The sequence below is a fragment of the Nocardia sp. X0981 genome, assembly GCF_977089955.1.
The window spans coordinates 3055619-3077406 of the sequence record NZ_OZ372435.1; the positions used below are offsets into that span (position 1 = coordinate 3055619).

At 68.0% G+C, this 21788-nt stretch carries 22 protein-coding genes and 1 tRNA gene; 7 read left to right on the top strand and 16 right to left on the bottom strand.

Annotated features, from left to right (window positions below; translation table 11 throughout):
- The first annotated feature begins 213 nt into the window (after nucleotides 1-213).
- On the top strand, nucleotides 214-1599 hold the full coding sequence (locus ACYR7D_RS13325; RefSeq protein WP_459549825.1) for a glycine--tRNA ligase: 1386 nt from the start codon (nucleotides 214-216) through the stop codon (nucleotides 1597-1599).
- 92 nt (nucleotides 1600-1691) lie between these two features.
- Here the strand turns inward: ACYR7D_RS13325 and ACYR7D_RS13330 are convergent, their stop codons facing one another.
- Entirely contained in the window at nucleotides 1692-1955 is a 264-nt protein-coding gene (locus ACYR7D_RS13330) for a WGxxGxxG family protein (protein WP_459549826.1), read from the bottom strand.
- A 166-nt stretch (nucleotides 1956-2121) separates the two neighbouring features.
- Between ACYR7D_RS13330 and ACYR7D_RS13335 the strand changes: the two genes are divergently transcribed.
- Nucleotides 2122-2799 (top strand): MBL fold metallo-hydrolase, encoded by a 678-nt coding sequence (locus tag ACYR7D_RS13335; protein ID WP_459549827.1) that lies wholly within the window; start codon nucleotides 2122-2124, stop codon nucleotides 2797-2799.
- 99 nt (nucleotides 2800-2898) lie between these two features.
- On the opposite strand, the gene ACYR7D_RS13340 is transcribed toward ACYR7D_RS13335, so the two are convergent.
- Both ACYR7D_RS13340 and ACYR7D_RS13345 read right to left on the bottom strand, forming a co-directional pair.
- Nucleotides 2899-3804: a cutinase family protein gene (locus tag ACYR7D_RS13340; RefSeq protein ID WP_459549828.1), complete on the bottom strand. Its 906-nt coding sequence runs from the start codon at nucleotides 3802-3804 to the stop codon at nucleotides 2899-2901.
- 192 nt (nucleotides 3805-3996) lie between these two features.
- Entirely contained in the window at nucleotides 3997-4401 is a 405-nt protein-coding gene (locus ACYR7D_RS13345) for a MerR family transcriptional regulator (RefSeq protein WP_459549829.1), read from the bottom strand.
- Between the two features lie 399 nt (nucleotides 4402-4800).
- Here ACYR7D_RS13345 and ACYR7D_RS13350 point away from each other — a divergent pair, with 399 nt between their 5' ends.
- The 3 genes from ACYR7D_RS13350 (at nucleotide 4801) to dnaG (ending at nucleotide 8668) form a co-directional block, all read left to right on the top strand.
- Entirely contained in the window at nucleotides 4801-5373 is a 573-nt protein-coding gene (locus ACYR7D_RS13350; RefSeq protein ID WP_459550144.1) for a YdcF family protein, read from the top strand.
- Between the two features lie 61 nt (nucleotides 5374-5434).
- On the top strand, nucleotides 5435-6682 hold the full coding sequence (locus ACYR7D_RS13355; protein ID WP_459549830.1) for a deoxyguanosinetriphosphate triphosphohydrolase: 1248 nt from the start codon (nucleotides 5435-5437) through the stop codon (nucleotides 6680-6682).
- A gap of 57 nt (nucleotides 6683-6739) precedes the next feature.
- Nucleotides 6740-8668 carry a DNA primase gene (gene dnaG, locus ACYR7D_RS13360; protein WP_459549831.1) on the top strand — a complete coding sequence of 643 codons (1929 nt, stop codon included), beginning with the start codon at nucleotides 6740-6742 and terminating at the stop codon, nucleotides 8666-8668.
- Nucleotides 8669-8680: 12 nt separating this feature from the next.
- Here dnaG and ACYR7D_RS13365 read toward each other — a convergent pair whose 3' ends face one another.
- Nucleotides 8681-8929, bottom strand: coding sequence for a hypothetical protein (locus ACYR7D_RS13365; RefSeq protein ID WP_039828542.1), 249 nt, complete (start codon nucleotides 8927-8929; stop codon nucleotides 8681-8683).
- Between the two features lie 204 nt (nucleotides 8930-9133).
- On the opposite strand from ACYR7D_RS13365, the gene ACYR7D_RS13370 reads away from it, so the two are divergent.
- A tRNA-Asn gene (locus tag ACYR7D_RS13370) sits at nucleotides 9134-9206 on the top strand.
- A gap of 564 nt (nucleotides 9207-9770) precedes the next feature.
- Here ACYR7D_RS13370 and ACYR7D_RS13375 read toward each other — a convergent pair.
- The 5 genes from ACYR7D_RS13375 to ACYR7D_RS13395 form a co-directional block, all read right to left on the bottom strand.
- Entirely contained in the window at nucleotides 9771-10166 is a 396-nt protein-coding gene (locus tag ACYR7D_RS13375; RefSeq protein WP_459549832.1) for a hypothetical protein, read from the bottom strand.
- Nucleotides 10167-10213: 47 nt separating this feature from the next.
- The gene (locus tag ACYR7D_RS13380; RefSeq protein ID WP_033244774.1) at nucleotides 10214-10480 is read right to left on the bottom strand and encodes a hypothetical protein; all 267 of its coding nucleotides are present in this window, start codon (nucleotides 10478-10480) and stop codon (nucleotides 10214-10216) included.
- A 177-nt stretch (nucleotides 10481-10657) separates the two neighbouring features.
- Nucleotides 10658-10870 carry a hypothetical protein gene (locus ACYR7D_RS13385; RefSeq protein WP_459549833.1) on the bottom strand — a complete coding sequence of 71 codons (213 nt, stop codon included), beginning with the start codon at nucleotides 10868-10870 and terminating at the stop codon, nucleotides 10658-10660.
- Nucleotides 10871-11531: 661 nt separating this feature from the next.
- Nucleotides 11532-13202 (bottom strand): ABC transporter permease, encoded by a 1671-nt coding sequence (locus ACYR7D_RS13390; protein ID WP_459549834.1) that lies wholly within the window; start codon nucleotides 13200-13202, stop codon nucleotides 11532-11534.
- Nucleotides 13199-14113: an ABC transporter ATP-binding protein gene (locus ACYR7D_RS13395; protein ID WP_459549835.1), complete on the bottom strand. Its 915-nt coding sequence runs from the start codon at nucleotides 14111-14113 to the stop codon at nucleotides 13199-13201. Before ACYR7D_RS13395 ends, ACYR7D_RS13390 begins: the two co-directional genes overlap by 4 nt.
- Before the next feature lie 91 nt (nucleotides 14114-14204).
- On the opposite strand from ACYR7D_RS13395, the gene ACYR7D_RS13400 reads away from it, so the two are divergent.
- Entirely contained in the window at nucleotides 14205-14693 is a 489-nt protein-coding gene (locus tag ACYR7D_RS13400) for a GbsR/MarR family transcriptional regulator (protein ID WP_459549836.1), read from the top strand.
- Between the two features lie 82 nt (nucleotides 14694-14775).
- Here the strand turns inward: ACYR7D_RS13400 and ACYR7D_RS13405 are convergent, their stop codons facing one another.
- The 7 genes from ACYR7D_RS13405 to ACYR7D_RS13435 all read right to left on the bottom strand — a co-directional run bounded on the left by ACYR7D_RS13405 (nucleotide 14776) and on the right by ACYR7D_RS13435 (nucleotide 21708).
- The gene (locus ACYR7D_RS13405; protein ID WP_459549837.1) at nucleotides 14776-15726 is read right to left on the bottom strand and encodes a protein kinase family protein; all 951 of its coding nucleotides are present in this window, start codon (nucleotides 15724-15726) and stop codon (nucleotides 14776-14778) included.
- A gap of 19 nt (nucleotides 15727-15745) precedes the next feature.
- Entirely contained in the window at nucleotides 15746-16204 is a 459-nt protein-coding gene (locus ACYR7D_RS13410; protein WP_459549838.1) for a hypothetical protein, read from the bottom strand.
- A gap of 85 nt (nucleotides 16205-16289) precedes the next feature.
- The gene (gene dhaL, locus ACYR7D_RS13415) at nucleotides 16290-16967 is read right to left on the bottom strand and encodes a dihydroxyacetone kinase subunit DhaL (RefSeq protein WP_459549839.1); all 678 of its coding nucleotides are present in this window, start codon (nucleotides 16965-16967) and stop codon (nucleotides 16290-16292) included.
- Between the two features lie 12 nt (nucleotides 16968-16979).
- Nucleotides 16980-17981 (bottom strand): dihydroxyacetone kinase subunit DhaK, encoded by a 1002-nt coding sequence (locus tag ACYR7D_RS13420; protein WP_459549840.1) that lies wholly within the window; start codon nucleotides 17979-17981, stop codon nucleotides 16980-16982.
- 86 nt (nucleotides 17982-18067) lie between these two features.
- Nucleotides 18068-19837, bottom strand: coding sequence for a DUF4153 domain-containing protein (locus ACYR7D_RS13425; RefSeq protein ID WP_459549841.1), 1770 nt, complete (start codon nucleotides 19835-19837; stop codon nucleotides 18068-18070).
- A 72-nt stretch (nucleotides 19838-19909) separates the two neighbouring features.
- Nucleotides 19910-20857, bottom strand: a complete 948-nt coding sequence (locus ACYR7D_RS13430) for a HAMP domain-containing sensor histidine kinase (protein ID WP_459550145.1) — start codon at nucleotides 20855-20857, stop codon at nucleotides 19910-19912.
- 149 nt (nucleotides 20858-21006) lie between these two features.
- Complete coding sequence (locus tag ACYR7D_RS13435; protein ID WP_459549842.1) at nucleotides 21007-21708, bottom strand: response regulator; 702 nt, start codon at nucleotides 21706-21708, stop codon at nucleotides 21007-21009.
- Between the last annotated feature and the right edge of the window lie 80 nt (nucleotides 21709-21788).

Consider the following 21788-nt stretch of genomic DNA (forward strand, 5'->3'; position numbering starts at 1 on the left):
GGAGCGCGAAAGACCCGCCCCGGGGATCGGACACACCTCCGCGTCGGCTCCGGCCGTGCGCAGGCTGCGGATGGGCTCCGCTCGACGGCACCTACTAGGCTGTACCCGATCAACCGCTCGCAGCGAAGCAATCACCGTGGGCAGTCGCGATCACGTACGCCCGATCCGGGCAGCGTAACTATCGGCGATACGTAGTGGATGGAGAATTCTCGCGTGGCACCCAAGTCGAAGGTGGACACCGTTGCCAACCTCGCCAAGCGCCGGGGCCTGGTGTACCCCTGTGGTGAGATCTACGGCGGTACCAAATCGGCCTGGGACTACGGTCCGCTCGGCGTGGAGCTCAAGGAGAACATCAAGAAGCAGTGGTGGCGGTCCATGGTCACCAGCCGCGAAGACGTGGTGGGCCTGGACTCTTCGGTGATCCTGCCCCGGCAGGTCTGGGTGGCTTCCGGCCATGTGGCGACCTTCACCGATCCACTGGTCGAATCCCTGCACACGCACAAGCGTTACCGGGCCGATCATCTCCTCGAGGCCTACGAGGCCAAACACGGCCACCCGCCGGCCAACGGCCTGGCCGATATCAACGACCCGGACACCGGCCAGCCCGGCAAGTGGACCGAACCACGCAACTTCTCCGGCCTGCTCAAGACCTACCTCGGCCCGGTCGACGACGAAGAAGGCCTGCACTATCTGCGTCCGGAAACCGCGCAGGGCATCTTCGTGAATTTCGCGAACGTCATGACCACCGCGCGGAAGAAACCGCCGTTCGGTATAGCCCAGATCGGCAAGAGTTTCCGCAACGAGATCACCCCCGGCAACTTCATCTTCCGCACCCGCGAGTTCGAACAGATGGAGATGGAGTTCTTCGTCAAACCGGGCGAAGACGCCGAATGGCACAAGTATTGGATCGATACCCGCTTCTCCTGGTACACCGACCTGGGCATCGACCCGGAGAACCTGCGCCTCTACGAGCACCCGAAAGAGAAGCTCTCGCACTACTCGGCCGGTACCACCGATATCGAGTACCGTTTCGGCTTCCAGGGCGGCGAATGGGGTGAGCTGGAAGGTGTCGCCAACCGCACCGACTACGACCTGTCCACCCATGCCGAGCACTCCGGTGCCGAACTGAGCTACTTCGACCAGACCACCAACGAGCGCTACACCCCGTATGTCATCGAACCCGCGGCCGGACTGACCCGCTCGCTGATGGCGTTCCTGGTCGATGCCTACGCCGAGGACGAAGCGCCCAACGCCAAGGGCGGCGTGGACACCCGCACGGTACTGCGGCTGGACCGGCGGCTCGCGCCGGTGAAGGCCGCCGTACTGCCGCTGTCGCGGAACGCCGACCTCACGCCGAAAGCCAAGGAATTGGCAGCTCAGCTGCGCCGGAACTGGAATATCGAATTCGACGACGCCGGTGCCATCGGCCGCCGCTACCGCCGGCAGGACGAGATCGGTACCCCGTTCTGCATCACGGTCGATTTCGACACTCTCGACGATCAGGCCGTCACCGTGCGGGAACGCGACACCATGACCCAGGAGCGCATCGCGCTCGATCAGGTCGAAGGATATCTGGCGCAGCGGCTGCTCGGCTGCTAGACCGGCGTCCCGCTGCCGCTGGAACCCGACGTGGTGGCGCGCGCCACGCCACCACGCCGGCATCCTCGTTCGAGCGGCTCGTACCGGGTGGGTTAGGTCGTCCGCCGCGGGGTGGTGGTGTCGTAACGCGCCGTGGTGTCCTTGTTCCGCTTGGCCAGACCGCCCAAGCCGAGCAGGCCGAGCAGACCGAGCAGGCCCCACAGGCCGGTCTTGTCGCTCTCCTGTTCGTGGTCGTTGTCCATCTGGGTCTGGGCCACCACCGGCTGCGGCTGTTCCAGTGGACCGGCCGCGGCGACGCTCGCTCCACCGAAAGTCAAAACGAGGGACGACAGAGCAACTGCAGCAGTCTTGCGCATGTATTTCTCCTTTTCCTCGTTGGGCGTTGCCGCACTACCCGGCCGCGGCGGGGCCAAACCACCTCGGTGAAACGCTGTGCCGGGCCGGTCTCCGGCAGGCCGGTGCCCGACCCGCCGCAGCCGTGCGCCGGCGCCGATGATCGGCCACCCTCGATAGCATCGGGGTGTGATCACCATCGACACGTCCTATACCGGCCATGTCTCGCCCGGTTCCGCGCCCCAGCGCCGCGAGATCCCCGGCGCCCGGGTGACCAAGATGTCGGTCGGTCCGATGGACAACAACACCTACCTCGTCCAGTGCACCGCCACCGGAGCCGCGCTCTTGATCGACGCCGCCAACGAAGCGGACCGCATCCTCGAGTTGATCGACCAGGAGACCCCCGGTGGGATCGACCTGATCGTCACCACCCACCAGCACGCCGACCACTGGCAGGCCCTCGCCGCCGTCGCGGCCGCGACCCGAGCCCCGACCGCCGCGCATGCCCTCGATGCCGAACCGCTTCCGGTGTCACCGCAGCGGATCCTGGCCGAAGGTGACACGGTCACGGTCGGGGCCCTCGATCTCGAGGTCGTCCACCTGGTGGGGCACACCCCCGGTTCGGTCACCCTCGCTCTCACCGACGGCTCCGGCCGCACCCACCTCTTCACCGGCGATTGTCTCTTCCCGGGTGGGGTCGGCAAGACCCGTCGGCCCGAGGATTTCACGACATTGCTCGACGGCGTGACCACGAAACTCTTCGACCGCTACGGTGACGAGACGGTCGTGTATCCGGGCCATGGCGACGATACGACGCTCGGTGCCGAGCGGCCGCAGTTGTCGCAGTGGCGCGATCGCGGGTGGTAACCGCTCCGGCCTCGGCGGTCGCGCACGGCGCGGCGTGATCGCTTCGGCCGCGGCGGAAGTGCCGCCCTCGGCGAACGACGCCACCGAGGGCGGTATGGCTCAGGACAATTCGATGAGCTTCTGCCGCAGCCAGGTGAGCGGGGTGGCGCCGCCACCGACCTGATAGTGGGCATAGCTCTGGTGGATACCGGATTTGACGAAATCGTCCACCTGCTTCTTACGTTCCTCGTACGCGGTGCCGTTGAGCTGATCGTGCAGCAACCCGAGCCCACCGGCCGCCAGCGCGTCGTTGAGCAGTTGCATACCCAGCGACTGGTAGTTGCCGAACTGGGCCGGGTCGGCATTGGACACCTGGGCGAAGAATCCGGCGATCCGGGCCGCGAAATCGCCGTCGGGAGTGGAGCAGTACAGATCACCGACGGCGCAGAACGTGTAGGTGCGGTTGCTCAGCCAGCCGAAGCCGGTCAGCCGGGGACCGCCGGCGCCGGCGCCCAGCACCGGCGGGCCGATCAGGACATCGGTCGGAGAGCGGCGCGGATCGGCGATCAGTCCGACGAGGGCGACCCGGTCGGGCGTGACGACGCCCAGCCCGGTACCGATCTCGGCCGCGAGATCGCCGGCGGCATCCGCGCCCTGGCTGTAGCCGAGCAGAGCGAAACGGGTGCCGGGGCAGCGCCGGGCGACATCGTTGATCAGCCCCTTGGCGCCCGAGAACGCCTCGTGCTTGGAGCGGCCGTATACCTCGCCCTCCCACGGGAAAGCCGTCGCGGTGTAGGCGACGTAGTCGGTATACGCCCCGCCCGGCAGGTTGTCGGCGGCCAGGGCCAGCATCCCCTTGCCCGGGTCGGTCTTCGACGTCTCCCAGGTGCCGGGGATCGCGACCACATGCAGGCCGGGGCATCCGGCGGGTGCGGCATGGGCGCCGGTCGCCGCCACCGCGGGGGCGAGGGCCGTGGCGAGGATCATCGCCAAACCGGCGGTGGCGCTCTTCCATCGAGAAGACATCGTGTACTCCATGTGTTCATCGAGACGGCCACCGGCCGTTCACCTGTCCCCAGGGTTCCCAAAACAGCTCACGGGCATACCACACGCTGTGGCGCACCTGAACTCGGGCGCGGGTCCACGGCCGCCGGTGGGGCGTAGCGGATCCCGCCGCGGAATAGCCGAACATATCGGTGCCTGTTTCGGCAGCTCAATCTACCGGTGTTCGTCCTGGATCCACGGGATATTCATCAGTCGTCCGCGCCCTGTCGCTTCAATCGGCGTGTCACCGGGGGCCATCGGCGAATCGCGGGAGCCGCGACACGCCGAGCGGTGGATCAGCGAGAGGACCGGGAGATCCGTGCCGTCCAACATCCGCCGCACCTGGTCCAAGGTGAAGCCGAGTTCTTTCAACGCGATGATCCGGTTCAGCCGGGCCAGTTGCCCGACCTCGTAGTAGCGGTAGCCGCTGACCGGGTCCACCCGGTCGGGTACCAGTAGTCCCAGCAGGTGTAGTGCCGCAGCATCCGTACCGATATCCGTCCGTGCCTGGCGAATTCTCCGATACTCAACATGATGTCTTCGTTCTACGAGCTGACACGGTGACAGGGTCAAGTACATGATGAGTCCCCTGGTCCGCCGTCGGCGACTGCGCTACGGGCCGCGAGCCACCGGTGGCCGGTTCTTCCCGGCGCGGGTGGCCCGTCGATAACGATTCGGGACGGACAGGGCACCGGAAAGGCCGGAATCCGGCCCGCACCGGCCGGGATCCGGCCGCTCGACACCCGGCGACAACTTTCCGACCAGGCACAACGGTGCGAACACCGGTCGCGGGCAGGGACCCGGCCGGTGCCGCGCGGTGTCCAGGGGCCCAAACCTGCCTGGCAGACTTGTGTCGTGACTTGGGCACCAGTGCGTACGCGACCGGACTCGCGTACCGATTCCGGCGTTTCACGGGGGATCGGTGGTGGGGTGCTGCGCTGGGGCGCACGGCTGCTCGGTGGCGCCGTGGTGGTCGGGATGATCCTGGTCTTCGGCACCGCTGTGCGGGTCTGGCAGGTGGCGCGGATCGAGGACTACACGCCCGCCGACGCCATCGTGGTGCTCGGCGCGGCACAGTATTCGGGTACCCCCTCCTCTGTTTTCGAGGCGCGGCTCTATCAGGCCGCGAACCTGTACGAGAAGGGGGTCTCCGACCTGGTCATCACGGTCGGCGGCAAGCAGGAGGGCGATCTCTACACCGAGGCGGCGTCCGGGAAGATGTACCTGATGGAGGCCGGGGTTCCGGAGAGCGCCATCCTCGCGGTCGAAACCGGCTCCGACACATTGCGCAGCGTGGAAGCGGTGGCGGACGCGATGCGGGAACGCGGTCTCGAATCGGCGGCACTGGTGAGCGACCCCTGGCATTCGCTGCGTACCCGCACCATGGCCCGGGACGCCGGACTCGACGCCTGGACCGCACCCACCCGCACCGGTCCCGCCGTTTATACCCGGGAATCGCAGGCGCACGGGATAGCCCGCGAAACCGCGGCTCTGCTCTGGTATCAGCTCACCCATTTCTCGGCGGATTTCGACTACACCGCCGGGCAGTGAACGCCTCACCCGCCGATATCGCCGCACGCCCGGACCGGTCCCCTCGGATGGCAGACTTGGTGTGGTGAGTTACACCGACCACGACCGGGAACGCCTGGTCGCCGAGGCGCCCAAAACGGCCGGGCTGGCCCCGGCGGGCGGCAACGGGCACCGCAGCGAGTTCGCGCGCGACCGATCCCGGGTGTTGCATTCGGCCGCGCTGCGCCGCCTGGCCGACAAAACCCAGGTGATGGGCCCGCGCGAGGGCGATACACCGCGCACCCGGCTCACCCATTCACTGGAGGTCGCGCAGATCGGCCGCGGTATCGCCGACGGCCTCGGTTGCGATCCCGACCTGACCGAACTGGCGGGCCTCGCGCACGATATCGGGCATCCGCCCTACGGTCACAACGGGGAGAAAGCGCTCGATATCTTCGCGACCCACTACGGAGGTTTCGAGGGCAACGCGCAGAATCTGCGTATCCTCACCCGGCTCGAGCCCAAGGTTCTCGACTCCTACGGCGGCAGCGCCGGCCTCAACCTCACCCGCGCCGCTCTCGACGCCGCGATCAAGTACCCGTGGCAGCGCACCGTCCCGGGTGGCAAGTTCGGTGCCTACGAGGTGGACGCCGAACGGCTGGCCTGGGTGCGCAAAGGGGCGCCGGAGCGGCGGCCCGCGCTGGAATGCCAGGTGATGGACTGGTCCGACGATGTCGCCTACTCCGTGCACGATGTGGAGGACGGGATCATCGCCGGGCGTATCGATCTGCGGGCCCTGGCCGACCCGGTGGAGCGGCTGGCGCTCGCCGAACTCGGGCATGTCCAGCACCGTGACCTGACGGTCGACGATCTGGTGGCCGCCGCGCAGCGGCTCTCGGAGCTGCCGGTGGTCGCCGATGTGTTCCGCTACGACGGCACGCTCACCAGTTCGGTGGCGTTGAAACGGCTCACCAGCGAGCTGGTGGGGCGGTTCGCGAACGCGGCGGTCGCGGCGACCCGGGAGTCCTGGCCCGGCCCGCTGGCCCGCTACTCCGCCGAGCTGGTGGTACCGCCGGTGGCCGCCGCCGAGGTGGCCATCCTGAAAACGGTCGCCCTCCGCTATGTCATGTCCGACCCGAACCACAAGCTGCGTCAGGCCGATCAGCGTGACCGCCTCACCGCCGTCGCCGAACATCTGCTGGCCACCGCCCCCGCCACCCTCGATCCGCTGCTGCTGCCCTGGTGGGAGGCCGCCGCCGACGATGCCGCCCGGGTCCGGGTGATCGTGGACCAGATCGCCTCCTGTACCGAGAGCCGCCTGGAGCGGATCGCCGCCGGCATACCGGGGTGAATCCGGGCACAGGGTGCTCGGGTCCGGGGCCGGGCCCGCTCGCTTAGACTCGACTCCGTGACCGGACGAATACCTGCTCGCGATATCACCGCCATTCGGGAGCGCGTCCGGATCGAGGATGTGGTGGGCGAGTACGTCACGCTCAAACGCGGTGGCGCGGACTCCATGAAGGGTCTGTGCCCCTTCCACGACGAGAAATCACCGTCCTTCCACGTGCGGCCCAACCACGGCCTGTTCCATTGCTTCGGGTGCAGCGAAGGCGGCGATGTCTACGCCTTCCTGCAGAAGATCGAGCACATCGGCTTCGTCGAGGCCGTCGAACAGCTCGCCGACCGGATCGGCTACCGGATCAACTACGAGGGCGGCGGCACCTCTGTTCAGCGTGATCGTGGCACCCGCGCCCGGCTGGTCGCCGCCAATGCCGCCGCGCACGAGTTCTACACCGCCCGCCTGCGCGGCCCCGACGCCACGATGGCCCGCAAGTACCTCACCGACCGCAACTTCGACGAGGCCGCGTGGACCCAGTTCGGCTGCGGTTACGCCCCCGACGGCTGGGACACCCTCACCAAACACCTGTTGAACAAGGGGTTCGAGTTCAAGGAGCTCGAGGCGGCCGGGCTCTCCCGGCAGGGGCGGCGCGGCCCGATCGATCGCTTCCACCGCCGGTTGCTGTGGCCCATCCGCAACCTCGGCGGCGATGTGATCGGCTTCGGAGCCCGCAAACTCTTCGACGACGACACCATGCCGGGTAAATACGTCAACACCCCCGAAACCCTGCTGTACAAGAAGTCGCAGGTGCTGTTCGGGCTCGACCACGCCAAACGCGAAATCGCCAAAAGCCATCAGGCGGTGGTCGTGGAGGGCTACACCGATGTCATGGCCATGCACCTGGCGGGGGTGAAAACCGCGGTCGCGGCCTGCGGTACCGCCTTCGGTGACGAGCATTTCGCGGTATTGCGCCGCCTGCTCATGGACGACAACTTCTGGCGCGGTGAGATCATCTTCACCTTCGACGGCGATGCCGCGGGGCAGGCCGCCGCGCTCAAGGCGTTTCTCGGCGACCAAAAGGTCTCCGGGCAGACCTACGTGGTGGTGACCCCCGACGGCGAGGACCCGTGCGAGCTCCGCCAGCGTTCCGGCGATGCCGCGCTCCGCGACCTCGTCGCCCGCCGCGAACCGCTGTTCGATTTCGCGCTGCGCCAGGAGATCGCCAAACGCGAGGACAGCCGCACCCACGCACTCACCTACGACAGTCAGGTGGAGGTGATGCGCTGGGCGGTGCCCATCGTGGCCCAGATCAAGGACCACGGACTGCGCAAACGCTACGCCACCCAGCTCGCGGAGTGGACCGGCTGGCAGGACCCGCAGCTGGTGTACCGCCGGGTGGACGAGGAAGCCCGCAAACTACGCGGCGCGGCGGCCGTCCCGGCCCGCTCCACGCGGGCCGAGGCCACCGGCCCCGGCCCGGCCCGGCCGGCCGATCACCCCGACCCGCGCGATCCGCTGCTGCGTTCCCAGCGCCAGGCCCTCGCCGCCGGTCTCCAGTACCCGGAGATCGCGGGCCCGGCCTTCGATGCGCTGGAAGCCGACGCCTTCACCCACCCCGCCTACGTCGCGGTGCGCGTTCTCATGGCCGAGGCCGGGGGAGTGGCCTCGGGGTTGGCGGGTGCGGACTGGATCCAGGCGATCACCGACCGCACCGACGATCTCACCCTGCACGCCCTGGTCTCCGAACTGGCGAGCGAACCGCTGCCGGTGAAAACCACCGACGATATCCCGCGCTTCATCACCGGCGTCCTGGCGAACGCCCAGGCCGCACTGGTGGGCCGGCAGATCGCGGAACTGAAATCCCGGCTGCACCGCGTCTCCTCCACCGAGGAACCCGATACCTATATGGCGCTGTTCGGTGACCTGGTCGCCCTCGAGCAGTACCGCAAGAGCCTGCTGGAGCAGGCCATGGGCAGCGGCGATTTCGCCTCGGCGTAGCCGTCCGCGGCGTTACCGCCGCCGCAGTTGATCGTGCGGGACCATGACCGTGGTGCGCTCGTCCAGCGGCTCCATCGGTTCCAGCTTCGGCCGGGTGCTCAACTTGTCCGACAGCTTCTGCCGGCTCACCTGCACCAGCTTGCGGGTCACCGGACTGCCCGCGACCGCGCGCGCACTGGCACTGATCTGCTCATAGCGCGCCCGCCCGGCCTTACTGCCCAGTACATAACCGGCAGCTATACCGATGATCAACCGCAGCATCAGGGTCGAGCTCCTCCCAGTAGTCCGTGCCGCCCCATCCTGCCCGACCGCCCCGACACCTGTCGATCCGGCACCCCGCGGACCCGCCGCTCAACGCCGGTTTTCTCCCGTTCACCCCAGCTCGACCCCGCGATTTGGGCGGGCGCCCACCCATACGCTAGAGTTTCTCCTCGGTCAGCCCGGCACGGGCGGGCCACCGAACAATCCCCTATAGCTCAATTGGCAGAGCAGCCGACTGTTAATCGGCAGGTTACTGGTTCGAGTCCAGTTGGGGGAGCAGAAACCGCAGGTCAGGCCGACTAAGTTGGCCTGACCTGATTCTTTCTTCGGTGTCTAGCCAAGAATATGCCAAAATTTCCGGGCCGAACTTCCGATCAATTGAATGCCTTGGCGGTCATTCGTCGCAGATTCCGGTCGTTGGCAGGACACGCAAAGTCAGGGCGGCCGGGAGATGGCTGGTGGTTGCGGGTTAGTATCCGGCTTGACCGTTCGCGGTGTGTCCGCTGGGACCGGTTCTCCGGTGCCTGGTCCGTCGTGTTCAGGGCGGGCGTTACGTCCGTTACATCACCTATTCCCTGTCGGTCCGCGGGCTGGTGTGTTTCGGCTTTAGCGTCCGGCGTAGATGCCATGGTTTGCAGGGTGCCTTCGTACCAGGCATGGACGGCCAGCCAGATGCACGGGGGTTGCCCCTCCTGATTTTCTCAGTAACGTCGGCGCCGCGACCACCGATGCCCAGATTCGGCAGGTGCGGTTCGATCGGTCTCTCTCACTCGGTGGGGGTGCTCAGCGGGGGACGGGTTCTGCTCAGATCGAGGCGCGTCCGAGTTGCCAGAACGCCCTCTCAGACCTTCTCTACCCGCACAGGCCGACCCGCCAGAAGTTGGTTCAGGTCGTCGGCGTCGGAGGTGAAGACGGTGGTTTCGGACCCTCTGGCGAACTCTCGCTCGGCGACAGCTGCGAGGACGGCGTCGATGGCGTATTTGTGCCCGTGTAGTCCGGCGTTCCGCAACATGTCCCGCGCGGATGCGATTACGTGGTCATCGGTGTGTACCACGCGGATTCGTGACAACGTCAAACTCCGCAGGGCCTGCTTGGATCCGTCTCGCGGGTTCCACGCTTCCAGCGTGGTCAGTGCTGACGTGACGATCGGGATATCGAGTTGCGGTGCGGTTTTGATGAGCGCGGCGATCTCCCGGTCACCCTGGACTGCCTTGGCCAATGCCTCGGAATCGAACACGAAGACACGTTGCCGTGGCTGATGTGCTGCCGCTCGTCGTGTCCGGTTCACGCGGCACTGCCGGGACGTGCGCCGTGTTCGTCATGCCATTCGTCGAGCGCGGCGATCCGATCGAGCGCGGCCTGCTGCTCCTCCTCCGACAGTGGACCGTATTCTTCCTCGATCTGTTCGGCCAGCTCCCGCAGCCGGTCCATGGCATCGCGATGTGCGGCAGCGGCAGCGATGTAGCCGGACACTCCCCGCGAGTCGACCCGGCCCTTGATCGATTCGACGAGTTCTTCCGGCACGGTGACGGTAATCTTCCGGGTTGCCATACTTTAAGTATGGCACACGGGTGGTGTGCTCGACTACGTAAGTTCCGGATTGTGATCGAGCCTCGTTCCGACGCCGAGGACCGGTCGGCATTTACGGTGCCGCTGCCGATCGGCCAACGGATCGGCGTCGTCTGATGACAGCCCTCACCCAAAACGTTGCTCCGGCCGGCCGGGTGTCTATGTATCCGGCAGGGTGAACAGGAGACGATCGAGTTGCGGCACGGTGCCATCGAGAATCTTCGCGATCTGGGAGTGCCGATCGCGTAGTACCGGCGGGCTGGTGTCCAGGGGAAGCGGCAGGGGGCGACGAGAGTCCGGAAGCAGGGATCCCAACTCGGTGAGACGATTGCGGGCGAGAGCGCGCGCCGACGCGAGTTTATCAGGACTCATGGAATCGAGCAGTTCGCCGAGGCCGTTCCACCGGGTCAAATCGACACGTTGTCCGTTCCTACTTGACCCATAAGCAGAGGTGCCCGCCGATATTCGGGGTCTGACCAGCACACCGGCGGGAGCTCGTAACGGCAGGTTACTGGTTCGAGTCCAGTTGGGGGAGCACAAACAGCAGGTCGAGCCCGATAGCAGGGCTCGACCTGCTTTTCTTTTTCGGCGGATCACCGAAGTTTCCGCGCCGAACTTGTGTCCAGTCGAACGAGATGGTGACCGTTCTTCGCGGGTTCGTGCCCTCAGAGGTGAGCCCGCCACCGATCGAACGGCGAGTTCTTGTTCGATCTGCCCACGCGGACAAGCCCGTTCGGTACTCGCGAATCCATGGCATGACGGGTCGGCTGTGCTCCGCTGCCCGATCCTCCGGGGTGAGTGGATCCTCGCCGCTCGCGCACGGGCGCAGGAGGATCTTGCCGAGGCTGTGGCCGGTCGCTGCTGCGGCCCGCAGCCGGTAAAGGCTCGACCCGGGTGATCCGAGTTCGTGTGCCCTGCTCGTGTGGAAGGCGGGCGGGGCTCCGTCGCACAGGGGCCGGCACCGAATCGGTGCCGGCCCCTGTGCTGTGCGGAGGATTTCCGGTGTCCGTATCGGGCTACCGGTGGGATCGTTTCAGTTGGTGTCGAGGTCGCGTTGCCGGAATCGATACGCACCCACCGCCGTGGCTGCGAGTGCGAGGATTGTGAGCAGGGCCAGCGCCGGCCAACGCGGTTCTTCCATCGGCACGCGGGCGATGTGCTGGAACGGCGACAGGTCATGGAGCCGGTGCGGCAGGTTCATGATCGGGCCGAAGAAGCCGAGGATCAGGGCGAACCCGAAAAGTGCCCAAGTAACGCCGATGGCTCGGGGGAAAACGCCGTAGAGCAGTGCGGCGAGAGCGAGCACGAATAGTACCGCGGGCGCGAATACGAGATGGGAGAGGAGACCGTCGACGAGGTAGCCGGCGTCGCCGGCCGATAGCGCCAGCGCGATCCCGAATGCCAGGCCGGTGATGACGAGGAGGGTCAGGGCGCCGAGCGCGGCGACACCGATGTACCCGGCGAACCAGGTGACCCGGCCGGTCGCGGTGGCGAGTACCGGTTCGGCGCGGCCGGTGGTTTCCTCGGTGCGCAGGGATTGCACGGTGAGGATGGCGAAAACGGTGACCAGCAGGGCATCGAAGAACGCCATGGTGCCGAGGTAGCCGTCGAGCATACGGCTCGCGTCGCCGCCCATGACGTCGACGACCTGATCGGGCAGATCGTCGAAAGAGCCGACGATGGTATTGCCGATACCGCCGAAGAGCGCTCCGCTGGCGACCAGGGCGCAGGCCCAGCCGGTGAACCCGGCCCGTTGCAGCCGAGCCGCCAGCGCTACCGGTGTGGCCAGCCAGGCCGGAGCCTCCCGATGCCCGGGGCGTGACGGCACCAGGCCGGCGCCGAGGTCGCGGCGCGAGGAGAGGAAGTAGGCCGTCGCGGTGACCGCTACAACCAGCGCAACCGATAACGCCAGCGGCCACCAGCGGCCGTCGGCATAGGCTCGGGTCTGCTGTGACCAGGCCAGCGGGGACAGCCACGACAGCGCGCTGCCGCCTTCGCGGACCGCGTCGCCGGCGGCGCGAACGACATAGGCGATGCCCAGTGCCAGGCCGGCCAGTCCGGAGGCGGCGCGGGAATACTCGGTGATCTGGACGGTCACCGCGGTGATGGCGGCGAACACCAGACCCGCCGCGCCGACACTTGCGCCGAACAGCCACGCGTCGGAGGTGGGGAGTCCGGCCGCGGCGAACGAACCGGCGACCAGCAGGGCCACCGCGAGGTTCGCGATGACCGCGATGACGAGTGCGGCGGTGAGCTGGGCGTGGCGGCCGACGGCGTTGGCGCGGACGAGTTCGGCGCGTCCGGTTTGTTCTTCGACGCGGGTGTGCCGGGAGATGAGCAGGATATTCATCAGCGCGGCCAGGAGCAGGTAGTACAGGCCGTAGACGGCGACGATCACCGATTCGGTGGTGGGGTCGGTCAGGCCGTACCCGGGGCCCGAGATCAGGGCGCCGACGACTCCTTCGCTGAACTGGCCGACAGCCCGTAGGTCTTCGGGAGTTCTGTACACCTGCTGTAGTGCCGAGGCGTAGTAGAGGCTCATCAGCGCGATACCCAGCACCCATGCGGGAAGTTTGATCCGGTCCCGGCGCAGATCGAGTCGTACCAGTACGCCGGTGCCGGCCAGGGGATCGCGCCAGGTGGTTGGTCGCGGATCTGCCGAAGCCGCGGCGGGCGAACCGGAATATGTTGTGGCGGTGGTCATCGGCCTGCTCCGTTGCCCGCGGCGGCGAGTTCGTCGCCGTAATGACGCAGCATGAGTTCCTCGAGTGTGGGCGGATGGCTGGTCAGGGCGCGGATGCCGGCACGGCTGACCGCGGCGATCGCGGCATCGAGTGCGTCGGTGTCGACATCGAATCGGACCCGGCCGTCCTCGGTGGTCACATTGTGGACGCCTGCCAGGGCGTTCAGGTCGCCGATCGAGCGCTCGGTCACGGCTTCGACCGTGGTGCGGGTCAGGTGCCGGAGCTCGGTGAGGGTGCCGGTTTGCGCCACTCGTCCGCTACGGATGATGCTCACCCGGTCGGCGAGTTTCTCCACCTGCGCCAGGATGTGGCTGGACAAAAGGACCGTGCCACCTCGCGCCTTCACCTCGGCGACCACATCCTGGAACACCACTTCCATCAGTGGGTCGAGTCCGGCGGTGGGTTCGTCGAGCAGGAACAGGTCCGCGTCCGAGGCCAGCGCGGCGATCAGGGCGACCTTTTGCCGGTTGCCTTTGGAATAGGTGCGGGCCTTCTTCGTGGGGTCCAGGTCGAAGCGTTCGATCAGTTCTTCGCGGCGGTTCTTGTTCACCGTGCCGCGGAGCCGGGCGAATACGTCGATTGCTTCCCCGCCGGTGAGGTTCGGCCACAGTTCCACGTCGCCGGGGACGTAGGCCAGGCGCCGGTGCAGAGCGACCGCGTCCCGCCAGGGATCCCCGCCCAGTAGCCGGACCGATCCGCTGTCCGGCCGTAGGAGGCCCAGCAGGATTCGGATCGTCGTGGTCTTCCCGGCGCCGTTGGGTCCGAGGAATCCGTGGACCTCACCTTGCCGGACCTCGAGGTCCAGGCTGTCGAGTGCGGTGGTGCGGCCAAAAGTCTTGCGCAATGCGGAGATTGCGACGGCGGTGTCCATGTCCTTCAGCGTACATTTATTTCACAAATGTGTGAATAGTTTGAAGGCTATGATGTAACTGCATGTGGCGATGGGAATAGAGGAGGCCCGGGTGGACGAGCAGGACCAGCAGGAACAGGCGGTCCTGCGGTTCGTAGAGCAATTCGCGCTGTTGCTCGCGGACTCGGGCACACCGCGGATGGCGGCCCGGGTTTTCGCCTACGTCCTCGCAGACGACGCCGAGCGCTACACCGCCCAGGAACTCTCGACAGGGTTGCAGGTCAGTCCGGCCGCGATCTCAGGAGCGGTTCGCTACCTGGTGCAAGCCGGGTTACTCGGCCGGGAACGCGAACCCGGTGCGCGCGCCGATACCTATCGTGTCTACGACGAGGACGTCTGGTACGCGATCACCACCCAGCGCCAGGAGGCACTCGACCGGGCATTGCGGTTCCTCAGCGAGGGTGTCGAACTGCTCGACGCCGCCCGCCCCGGTGGTCGCCGGGTCCGTGAGACGCTGGAGTACTACCGGTTCATGCGCGCAGAACTACCCGAGATGATGAGCCGCTGGCAGAAGCGCCGCCGCGAACTGTTTCCCGACTGACCCGCACACCGGTATGGCCGTTCGTACGGCGTTGACGATTCGCTTCCAGCGGGCTCGCAGACGACTGCGTGCCGAGCACCGGTCAACGTCGGCGCACCACGACATCAGGCGGGATCATGCCCAATGTGCGCAGGTTCTCCAGGCGGGTGATCGCCCCGTCGATCGCCCGTTCCTGGATTCCGGCCTCGCCGAATGCCGTACGCAGCAGGTGGGTGTCCACCCGGTTCAGCGCCTCGAGGATTTCCGGTTCGAACGGTTTTCCGCGCTGAGCGTGCACGAACGGGGACCGGATATCGACGGTGAGCGGGTCGCCGACCGAGAAGGACCGCGCGTGATCGATGGCCACGACCTGGGGTCGGCCTCCCACCGTGACCGTGCGGTAGTTGAAGCTGTGGCGGTCGCGATTTCCCATGATGTAGTCGAGAACGGCGACTTGCTGCTGCTGCACTCTCGGATAACGCTGTGCCCGGCGCCCCGGCAGGGATTCGACGAACTGCTGGATCATGCCGGGTCCGGCGGGCCCGTTGGTCCGGGCAGTCGGCGGAATGCGGCCGAATCCGAGAATCTCGTCGAGGCGGTAGGCGGCTATCTCCCGGTCGGTGAACCCCTGGAGCGAGCGCCGCTCCAGGGAGTCGGGCTCGAAATCCAGACCGCCGGTGGGTTTGTAGATATTCACCTGGCCGTCCGCGGAGCGCATCTTGCGGACGTCGGAGATACTGCGCGCGACCTCGGCACGCATGGCGCCGGTGAACGGGACCTCGGCGACCATCCGCCGTGCGGCCATCCGGGATTCGGCCGCGCTGGGCCGGTACTCCCGGCGCCGGGGCAACGCGGGGGTAGGCAGCGGGGTGTGATCCAGTAGCTTTCCGAAAACCCCGTCGGCATATGCCAGGTGGTCGGTTCCGTAGCTGGTGAACCGGCTGGTGCGGCGGAATTCGAGCGCGACCTGTCGAGTGCCTTGCCGCAGGGCGGAGCTGACGCGGTCGGTGACGCCGCGCAGTAGGGAGGCCCCTCGGTCCGAGGTTCCCGGCAACACGTCGTATTGCCTTCGGTCACCGCGAAGTACTGCCCGGGACCTCCGGCCGGGTAGGCGGGTCCTCGGCCACGAGCCGGTAGTAGCTCATCGCGGGAAGGTCCAGCAACGCCCGCAGGAACGGCGCGCCGGCCTCGGGCCGGACGAGTACCGGTTCCGGCGCACCGGGTTCGTATCGTTCGACACCGTCGGCGTACCAGTCCTCGGCCGGCAGGCACTCGTCGGGGCCGAAGGTGGTGAGCGTGACCGATCCGGCGGTGGTGAGCTGGAACTCGGCCACACGTCGCGGTTCGCCGAAACCGAGATCGTAGACCGTGACCACCGTGGGCGGTGCCGCCGCGCGCTCCGGTATCAACGCCCGTCCACCGGAGTTCGGGCGGTTTTCGCCGGGCAGCCCGGTGCCGCCTGCAGGTCCTACCGGCCCTCCGCCCGCCGCGGTTTCTTCTGTCGCCCGTTGCCACCGCATGTCGTAATCCACGACCTCGACTGTGGGTCCCCCTGCTTACGACGAGCTTGGGTTCCGCTTACGGTGGGAGGGACGCGGGTGTCTGTCCCAGACAGTTTCAGGTGGTCGCGCTGTCGAGCCAGCCGGTGTCGATATCGCCTGGACGTTCTTCGCAGGCCGCTGCGGCGGCTTGCAGGATCAATGCGGCGGCCGCCGCGCCCGGATCGAGCACACCGCGCGCCACCTCGCCGACATAACTGGCGCGCCCGCGCCTGGCCACCAGCGATACGGTGCCGGACGCGCCTGTCACCGCCGCGGCGGCTGCCGCGGTGAGTGCCGCGGCGGGCTCGCTGTCGGTGCCGAGCGAGGCGAGGGTTTCGGCCGCCGGCGCGAGGGCGTCGACCATTGTTTTGTGCCCGACTTCGGCTTTCCCGTACCGCTGCACGGTGGCCACACCGGCACTCAGGCCCCGGGAGAACTCCGCCAGGGTGGGTTCGCGACCGTGTGCGCAGCGGGCGAGTTCGCGGAAGAACATGCCGAACAGCGGCCCACTGGTCCCGCCGGTACCGAGGAAGCCCCGGGACACCGCGGTCAGCCAGGCCGAGTAGGAGTCGGGGGTCGCGGTGTCGATGTTCTCGCGGGCGCGGCGCAGAGCGGCGGCGATATTGGCGCCGAAATCGCCGTCACCGGCGCGGCGATCGAGATCGGCGAGCGCGTCGGTGCGGTCGAGGAAAGCATCGAACATTGTGTGTACCCAACGCTGCCCGAATCCCGAGGGCAGTGCGTGATCGGTCATGTGCGAGCTCCTTCACCACGTCAGGGCCGGGGTGCGCACGGGCGCGTCCCACAGCGGCAGCAGATCGGTGTCGGCGGGCAGCAGCGTGAGCGAGACGCCGACCATATCGAGTGAGGTCACATAGTTGCCGGCCGATGACCGGGCGACGGTGATACCACGTCCGGTGAGTTGCCGGTGTACCGCGCGCGCCGCGATGGACAGCTCCATGGGGTAGGTGCCACCGAGACCGTTCACGATGGCGATGACCGACGATCCGCGAGATACCCCGAGTTCGGCGACCAGCGGGTCGACCAGCAGTGATATCAGAGTGTCGGCATCGGCGAACGGGACCCGGCCGGTGCCGCGTTCCCCGTGGATCCCCACACCCAGTTCGATCTCCCCGGGATCGAGGGTGAACGCCGGGTCGGTTTCCCCAGGGTGGGTGCCCGCGTTCAGCGCGAAGCTCAGCGTGCGGGCGTTCCGTGCTACCCGGCGGCCGAACTCGGCGACGGTGGTCAGGTCGGCTCCGGCTTCGGCGCTCGCGCCGCAGATCTTCTCGACCGCGAGTACGGCGGCGGTACCGCGCCGGCCCGGCCCGTCCGCGTCCTCGCTCTGGGTGGCCAGATCGTCGTCGACCAGAACGGTTTCGGTGGCGATCGCGTTGTCGTCGCCGGCCAGCTCACCGGCGATGCGGAAATTGAGGACATCGCCGGTGTAGTTCTTCACGATCTGTACGACACCCCGCCCGGAATCGGCGGCCACGGTGCCCTCGTGCACCTGAAGTGCCGTCGGACTGGCGAACACCGCGCCGGGCACGGCCACATCGAGCATGCCCTGCCCGACGAAGCCGGCGTGTAGCGGTTCGTGGCCGGAGCCGCCGCCGGAGACGAGTCCCACCTTGTCCCGCGCCGGCGTGGCGCGGGTGACGATTCCGCGCCGGCGGTCGTAGGTGATGAGTGCCGGATGGGTGAGGGCCAGCCCCTCGAGCGCCTCCTCGGGAGCGGTTCCGGGCTGGTTGAGAATCTGTCGGCGCACGATGTCGTCTCCTTCGATCGACTGGTGACCGATAGTAATCCGGATTGCCACGGTACGATTCGCTCGTTTCGGGCGGACAGGATTCACTATCCGCGGGCCCGCGCGCGGCCCAGATTCCAGCTGTTCCACGTGTCCTCGTCGAGCCGGCGGGTCAGCCTGTTGTGCAGGTCGACGCGGATCGATTCGGGAAGCCGGTCCAGGGCGGGCACGATATCGACCGACAAGCCGGCCAGATAAGCGACGTCGAGCTCCTTGCCGCGTTGCCAGCGGTCGATGTTCTCGGAGGCGACCAGTGCCTCGGGGTTCAGTACGGCGAGTGTCAGCAGCGCGGCCACGGCGGTCCCGAGGGCCGAGCGTGGCAGCCACGTGGCTTCCAGGCGCAGGACGGCGATCATCACCAGGACGTACACGATGCCCAGCCACAGTTCACAGGTTCCGACCAGCAGCCGCAGTACCGTGAACCCGTACGCCTGCTGATATGTCCACATGCGTCCGAGCGCGGACGCGATGATCACCAGGGTGAGCCCGCTGATCGCGCACAGCAGCACCCGTAACCACAGGCGGTCCGCGGCCGAATCCCGGACCGCCCGGTGCAATACGGGCAGGATGACGGCGAGGGTGAGCACGGTGACCGCCGACAGCTGCCAGAACCCACCGCGGGCGTATTCGGCATAGGTCAGACCGGCGGTGCGCTGCACGTAGTCGTCGCCACCGAACAGAGCCACCAGCTGGGTCCCGACGAACAGCGCGAACAACACCGTCAGCGCGCCGACGGGCAGCCCCCACTCCGGCCGCGTCAGCGTCCGAGGCGGAACTTTAGGGTGCGCGCCGGCGGGAGCGGGTGTCGCGGCGAGAAGATACATGGCGCTCAGGCTTCCGGTGCCGGCCAGTGCGAACACCACCACCCAGCGAGTCGCGGTGGTGCCGTCCATCCGCGGTACCAGCCCGTCGACGAACGCGGCGAATAACGCGTCGGCGCCGGTCAACAGTGGTACGAACACCGCCAGCAGGATCAGCGTGACGGCCACGGAGACACCCAGTCGGCGACGGCGCGCTCCGGCACCGTCGCGCAGTCCGCCCTGCGCGGCGTATACCCAGGCGAGGGCGCCGAACGCCGCCGCCGGGACCGCTGTCGCGTCGCGCCACACCCCCTCGGCCGAGCGCCGCCCCACCACCGCCAGCGAGCCGGCCACGGCTGCCGCCGCCACACAGAGGACGAACAACCATCCCGCCGCCCGGAAGGTACCGACCGCCAGCAGGGCCAGCGCCGCCGCCGTCCACCACAGGCGCTCCCGGTTGCGGCCCGCCCCGGCGAGTTCTTCCCCTGTCCGCTTAGCGGACCGGTGCGCGCGGTGATGGATCACGCCCACCGCGCCGGCCGCGGCGATCCCCGCGAGCAACCAGCCGATCCCGGGCCGGTCGAGGGGAACGGTCGCGGCCGCGGCCAGTCCGGCGGTTCCCGCCGCGGGGAGTACACCCGGCGGGTAGGCCACCTGCCGCCATCGAGGAGTCGCCTTCGGTGAAGGCGTGCGTGCCGGATACCCCGGTGCGCCCTTCGAGCCGGCGGCCCGTTCGCAACCGCGGTTTCCGGGCCCGGTGCCGGTCGCGGCGGGCCGATCGCCGAGGGAGCCGGCCTCGGGAACGCCGGAGGCCGGTTCCTCGGCTGTACCCGCCTCCGGGGGCGCTGGCGCGGCCGGATCCCCGCCCGTGCTCGTCGAGCCCCCGGCCGCGGCCGGGGTTTCCGTACCGGCCGCTGGTTCCGGGGTGTCGGCCGGTGGCGCCGGTTCGGCCGAACCTGTCGGCTCCGTGGATCGCCTCCGTTCCGCGGCATCGTCCGAGGTGGAGCGTGCGGGCATGACTGTCCCTCCTGAGGGTGTGCGGTAGCGCCCCGGCGCCGAACGGGTGCCGGGGCGGTCCGAGATGGAATGTCAGTGGTGGGGCGGCTCGGCGGACGGCAGGATCACCCGGATCCGGGAACCGGGGTCGGCCACGGCGATGGAACCGCGGTGCAGTTCGACCACCCAGCGCGCGATGGCGAGCCCGAGACCCGTACCGCCGCCGTCGGTGCGGCCACCGCGAGTGAAGCGGTCGAAGATACGCGCGCGTTGCGCAGGCGGGATACCGGGGCCGTCGTCGTCGACATCGATGACGAGATCACCGCCCGCGGTATGGGCGCGCAGGCGCACCTCACCGCCGGCCGGTCCGTGCCGGGCGGCGTTGTCCAGGAGGTTCACCAGAACCTGGTGCAGGCGCGCGCGGTCGGCGTACACGGTGGTGGCGCCGGGGGCGGCCGTACCGCGGAAGCGGATACCGCGGCCGAGAGCCGCCGTCATCACCTCCACCTCGGCGACCACTTCTGTGAAAAGCGATGCGATATCGAATGTTTCGCGTTCCAGCGGTATGGCGCCCGCCTCGATACTGGATATGTCGAGTAGCTCGGAGACGAGCCGGCCGAGTCGTTCGGTCTGGGCGAGTGCGGTTTCCAGCGTTCTCGGATCGGGCTCGGAGACCCCGTCCACCAGGTTCTCCAATACGGCGTTCAGCGCGGTGATCGGGGTACGCAATTCGTGCGACACATTGGCGATCAGATCGCGGCGCTGCTGATCGGCGGTGGCCAGATCGGCCGCCATCCGGTTGAAGGCCTCGGCCAGTTGCCCCACCTCGTCCCGGGAGGACGCCCGAACCCGGCTCGTGTAGTCGCCCCGGGCCATCCGCTGGGCCGCGGCGGTCATCTCCCGGAGCGGTGCGGTGATGCCGTGCGCCAGGAACTGGGAGGAAACCAGCGCGATGACCATGGCGGTCAGGGTGGTCATCGGCGGTAGCCAGCCGATCCGCAGCCGGAAATAACCGAAGGCGAGTGCCCCGGCGGAGGTCATCAGGACGGCCAGCTTGAGTTTGATGGAACGGATCCGGTCGAGCGGACGCGGCAGTGCCGCCGCCACCCGCTCCGCGGCCTGCCGCAGCCGGGGCGGGATGCCCCGTTCACCGCGGCCGCCGGTACCGGGCTGCGCACCGTCGCGCTCGTTCATCGGCTCTCCAGGGCGTAGCCCACACCGTGAACGGTGCGGATCAGGTCGGCGCCGAGTTTCCGGCGCAGCGCCTTGATATGGCTGTCGACCGTCCGGGTGCCCGCGGCATCGGCCCAGTCCCACACCTCCTCGAGGAGTCGCTCGCGGGCGAGGACGGCACGCGGACGCCGGGCCAGCCGGGCGAGCAGATCGAACTCCAGTGGTGTCAGTTGCGCTTCGACCCCGCCCCGCCAGACCCGGCGCTGGTCGGCGTCGATGCGCAGATCCCCGACCACGGTGATCGTGCCGCTCTGCGCCCCGGCGCGTTCGACCCGGCGCAGCAGGGCGTGCACGCGGGCGGTGAGAACCCGCAGCGAGAAGGGTTTGGTCAGGTAGTCGTCGGCGCCGACACCGAGACCGATGAGTTGATCGGTCTCGTCCGTACGCGCGGTGAGCATGAGGACGGGCACCGAGCGCTCGGCCTGGATACGCCGGCACACCTCCAGCCCGTCGTAGCCGGGCAGCATGACATCGAGCACCACCAGATCGGGCTCGAACAGGCCCGCCGCCGCCACCGCGGCGGGACCGTCGTGCGCCATATCGACCGTGAAACCCTCGGCCCGCAGCCGTGCCGTGACCGATTCCGCGATGGTGGGCTCATCGTCCACCACCAGGATCCGCCGCGCCGTCGCTCCCCCTACCGGTGCGTTCTCTTCCATGCTCGGGAGCCTAGCCACCGCGTGTGGAGAGAACCGGTACCAGTTGTGGAGATTCCGTGTGGGTAGCTCCACAGGTCCGG

Excerpts from the sequence above, each read along its gene's own strand:
- ACYR7D_RS13330 (WP_459549826.1), bottom strand. The coding sequence starts at position 1,955 with ATGCGCAAGACTGCTGCAGTTGCTCTGTCGTCCCTCGTTTTGACTTTC.
- ACYR7D_RS13340 (WP_459549828.1), bottom strand. The coding sequence starts at position 3,804 with ATGTCTTCTCGATGGAAGAGCGCCACCGCCGGTTTGGCGATGATCCTC.
- ACYR7D_RS13345 (WP_459549829.1), bottom strand. The coding sequence starts at position 4,401 with ATGTACTTGACCCTGTCACCGTGTCAGCTCGTAGAACGAAGACATCAT.
- ACYR7D_RS13350 (WP_459550144.1), top strand. The coding sequence starts at position 4,801 with ATGATCCTGGTCTTCGGCACCGCTGTGCGGGTCTGGCAGGTGGCGCGG.
- ACYR7D_RS13365 (WP_039828542.1), bottom strand. The coding sequence starts at position 8,929 with ATGCTGCGGTTGATCATCGGTATAGCTGCCGGTTATGTACTGGGCAGT.
- ACYR7D_RS13380 (WP_033244774.1), bottom strand. The coding sequence starts at position 10,480 with ATGGCAACCCGGAAGATTACCGTCACCGTGCCGGAAGAACTCGTCGAA.
- ACYR7D_RS13385 (WP_459549833.1), bottom strand. The coding sequence starts at position 10,870 with ATGAGTCCTGATAAACTCGCGTCGGCGCGCGCTCTCGCCCGCAATCGT.
- ACYR7D_RS13390 (WP_459549834.1), bottom strand. The coding sequence starts at position 13,202 with ATGACCACCGCCACAACATATTCCGGTTCGCCCGCCGCGGCTTCGGCA.
- ACYR7D_RS13395 (WP_459549835.1), bottom strand. The coding sequence starts at position 14,113 with ATGGACACCGCCGTCGCAATCTCCGCATTGCGCAAGACTTTTGGCCGC.
- dhaL (WP_459549839.1), bottom strand. The coding sequence starts at position 16,967 with ATGACCGATCACGCACTGCCCTCGGGATTCGGGCAGCGTTGGGTACAC.
- ACYR7D_RS13425 (WP_459549841.1), bottom strand. The coding sequence starts at position 19,837 with ATGCCCGCACGCTCCACCTCGGACGATGCCGCGGAACGGAGGCGATCC.
- ACYR7D_RS13430 (WP_459550145.1), bottom strand. The coding sequence starts at position 20,857 with ATGACCTCCGCCGGGGCACTCGCCTTCGGTTATTTCCGGCTGCGGATC.
- ACYR7D_RS13435 (WP_459549842.1), bottom strand. The coding sequence starts at position 21,708 with ATGGAAGAGAACGCACCGGTAGGGGGAGCGACGGCGCGGCGGATCCTG.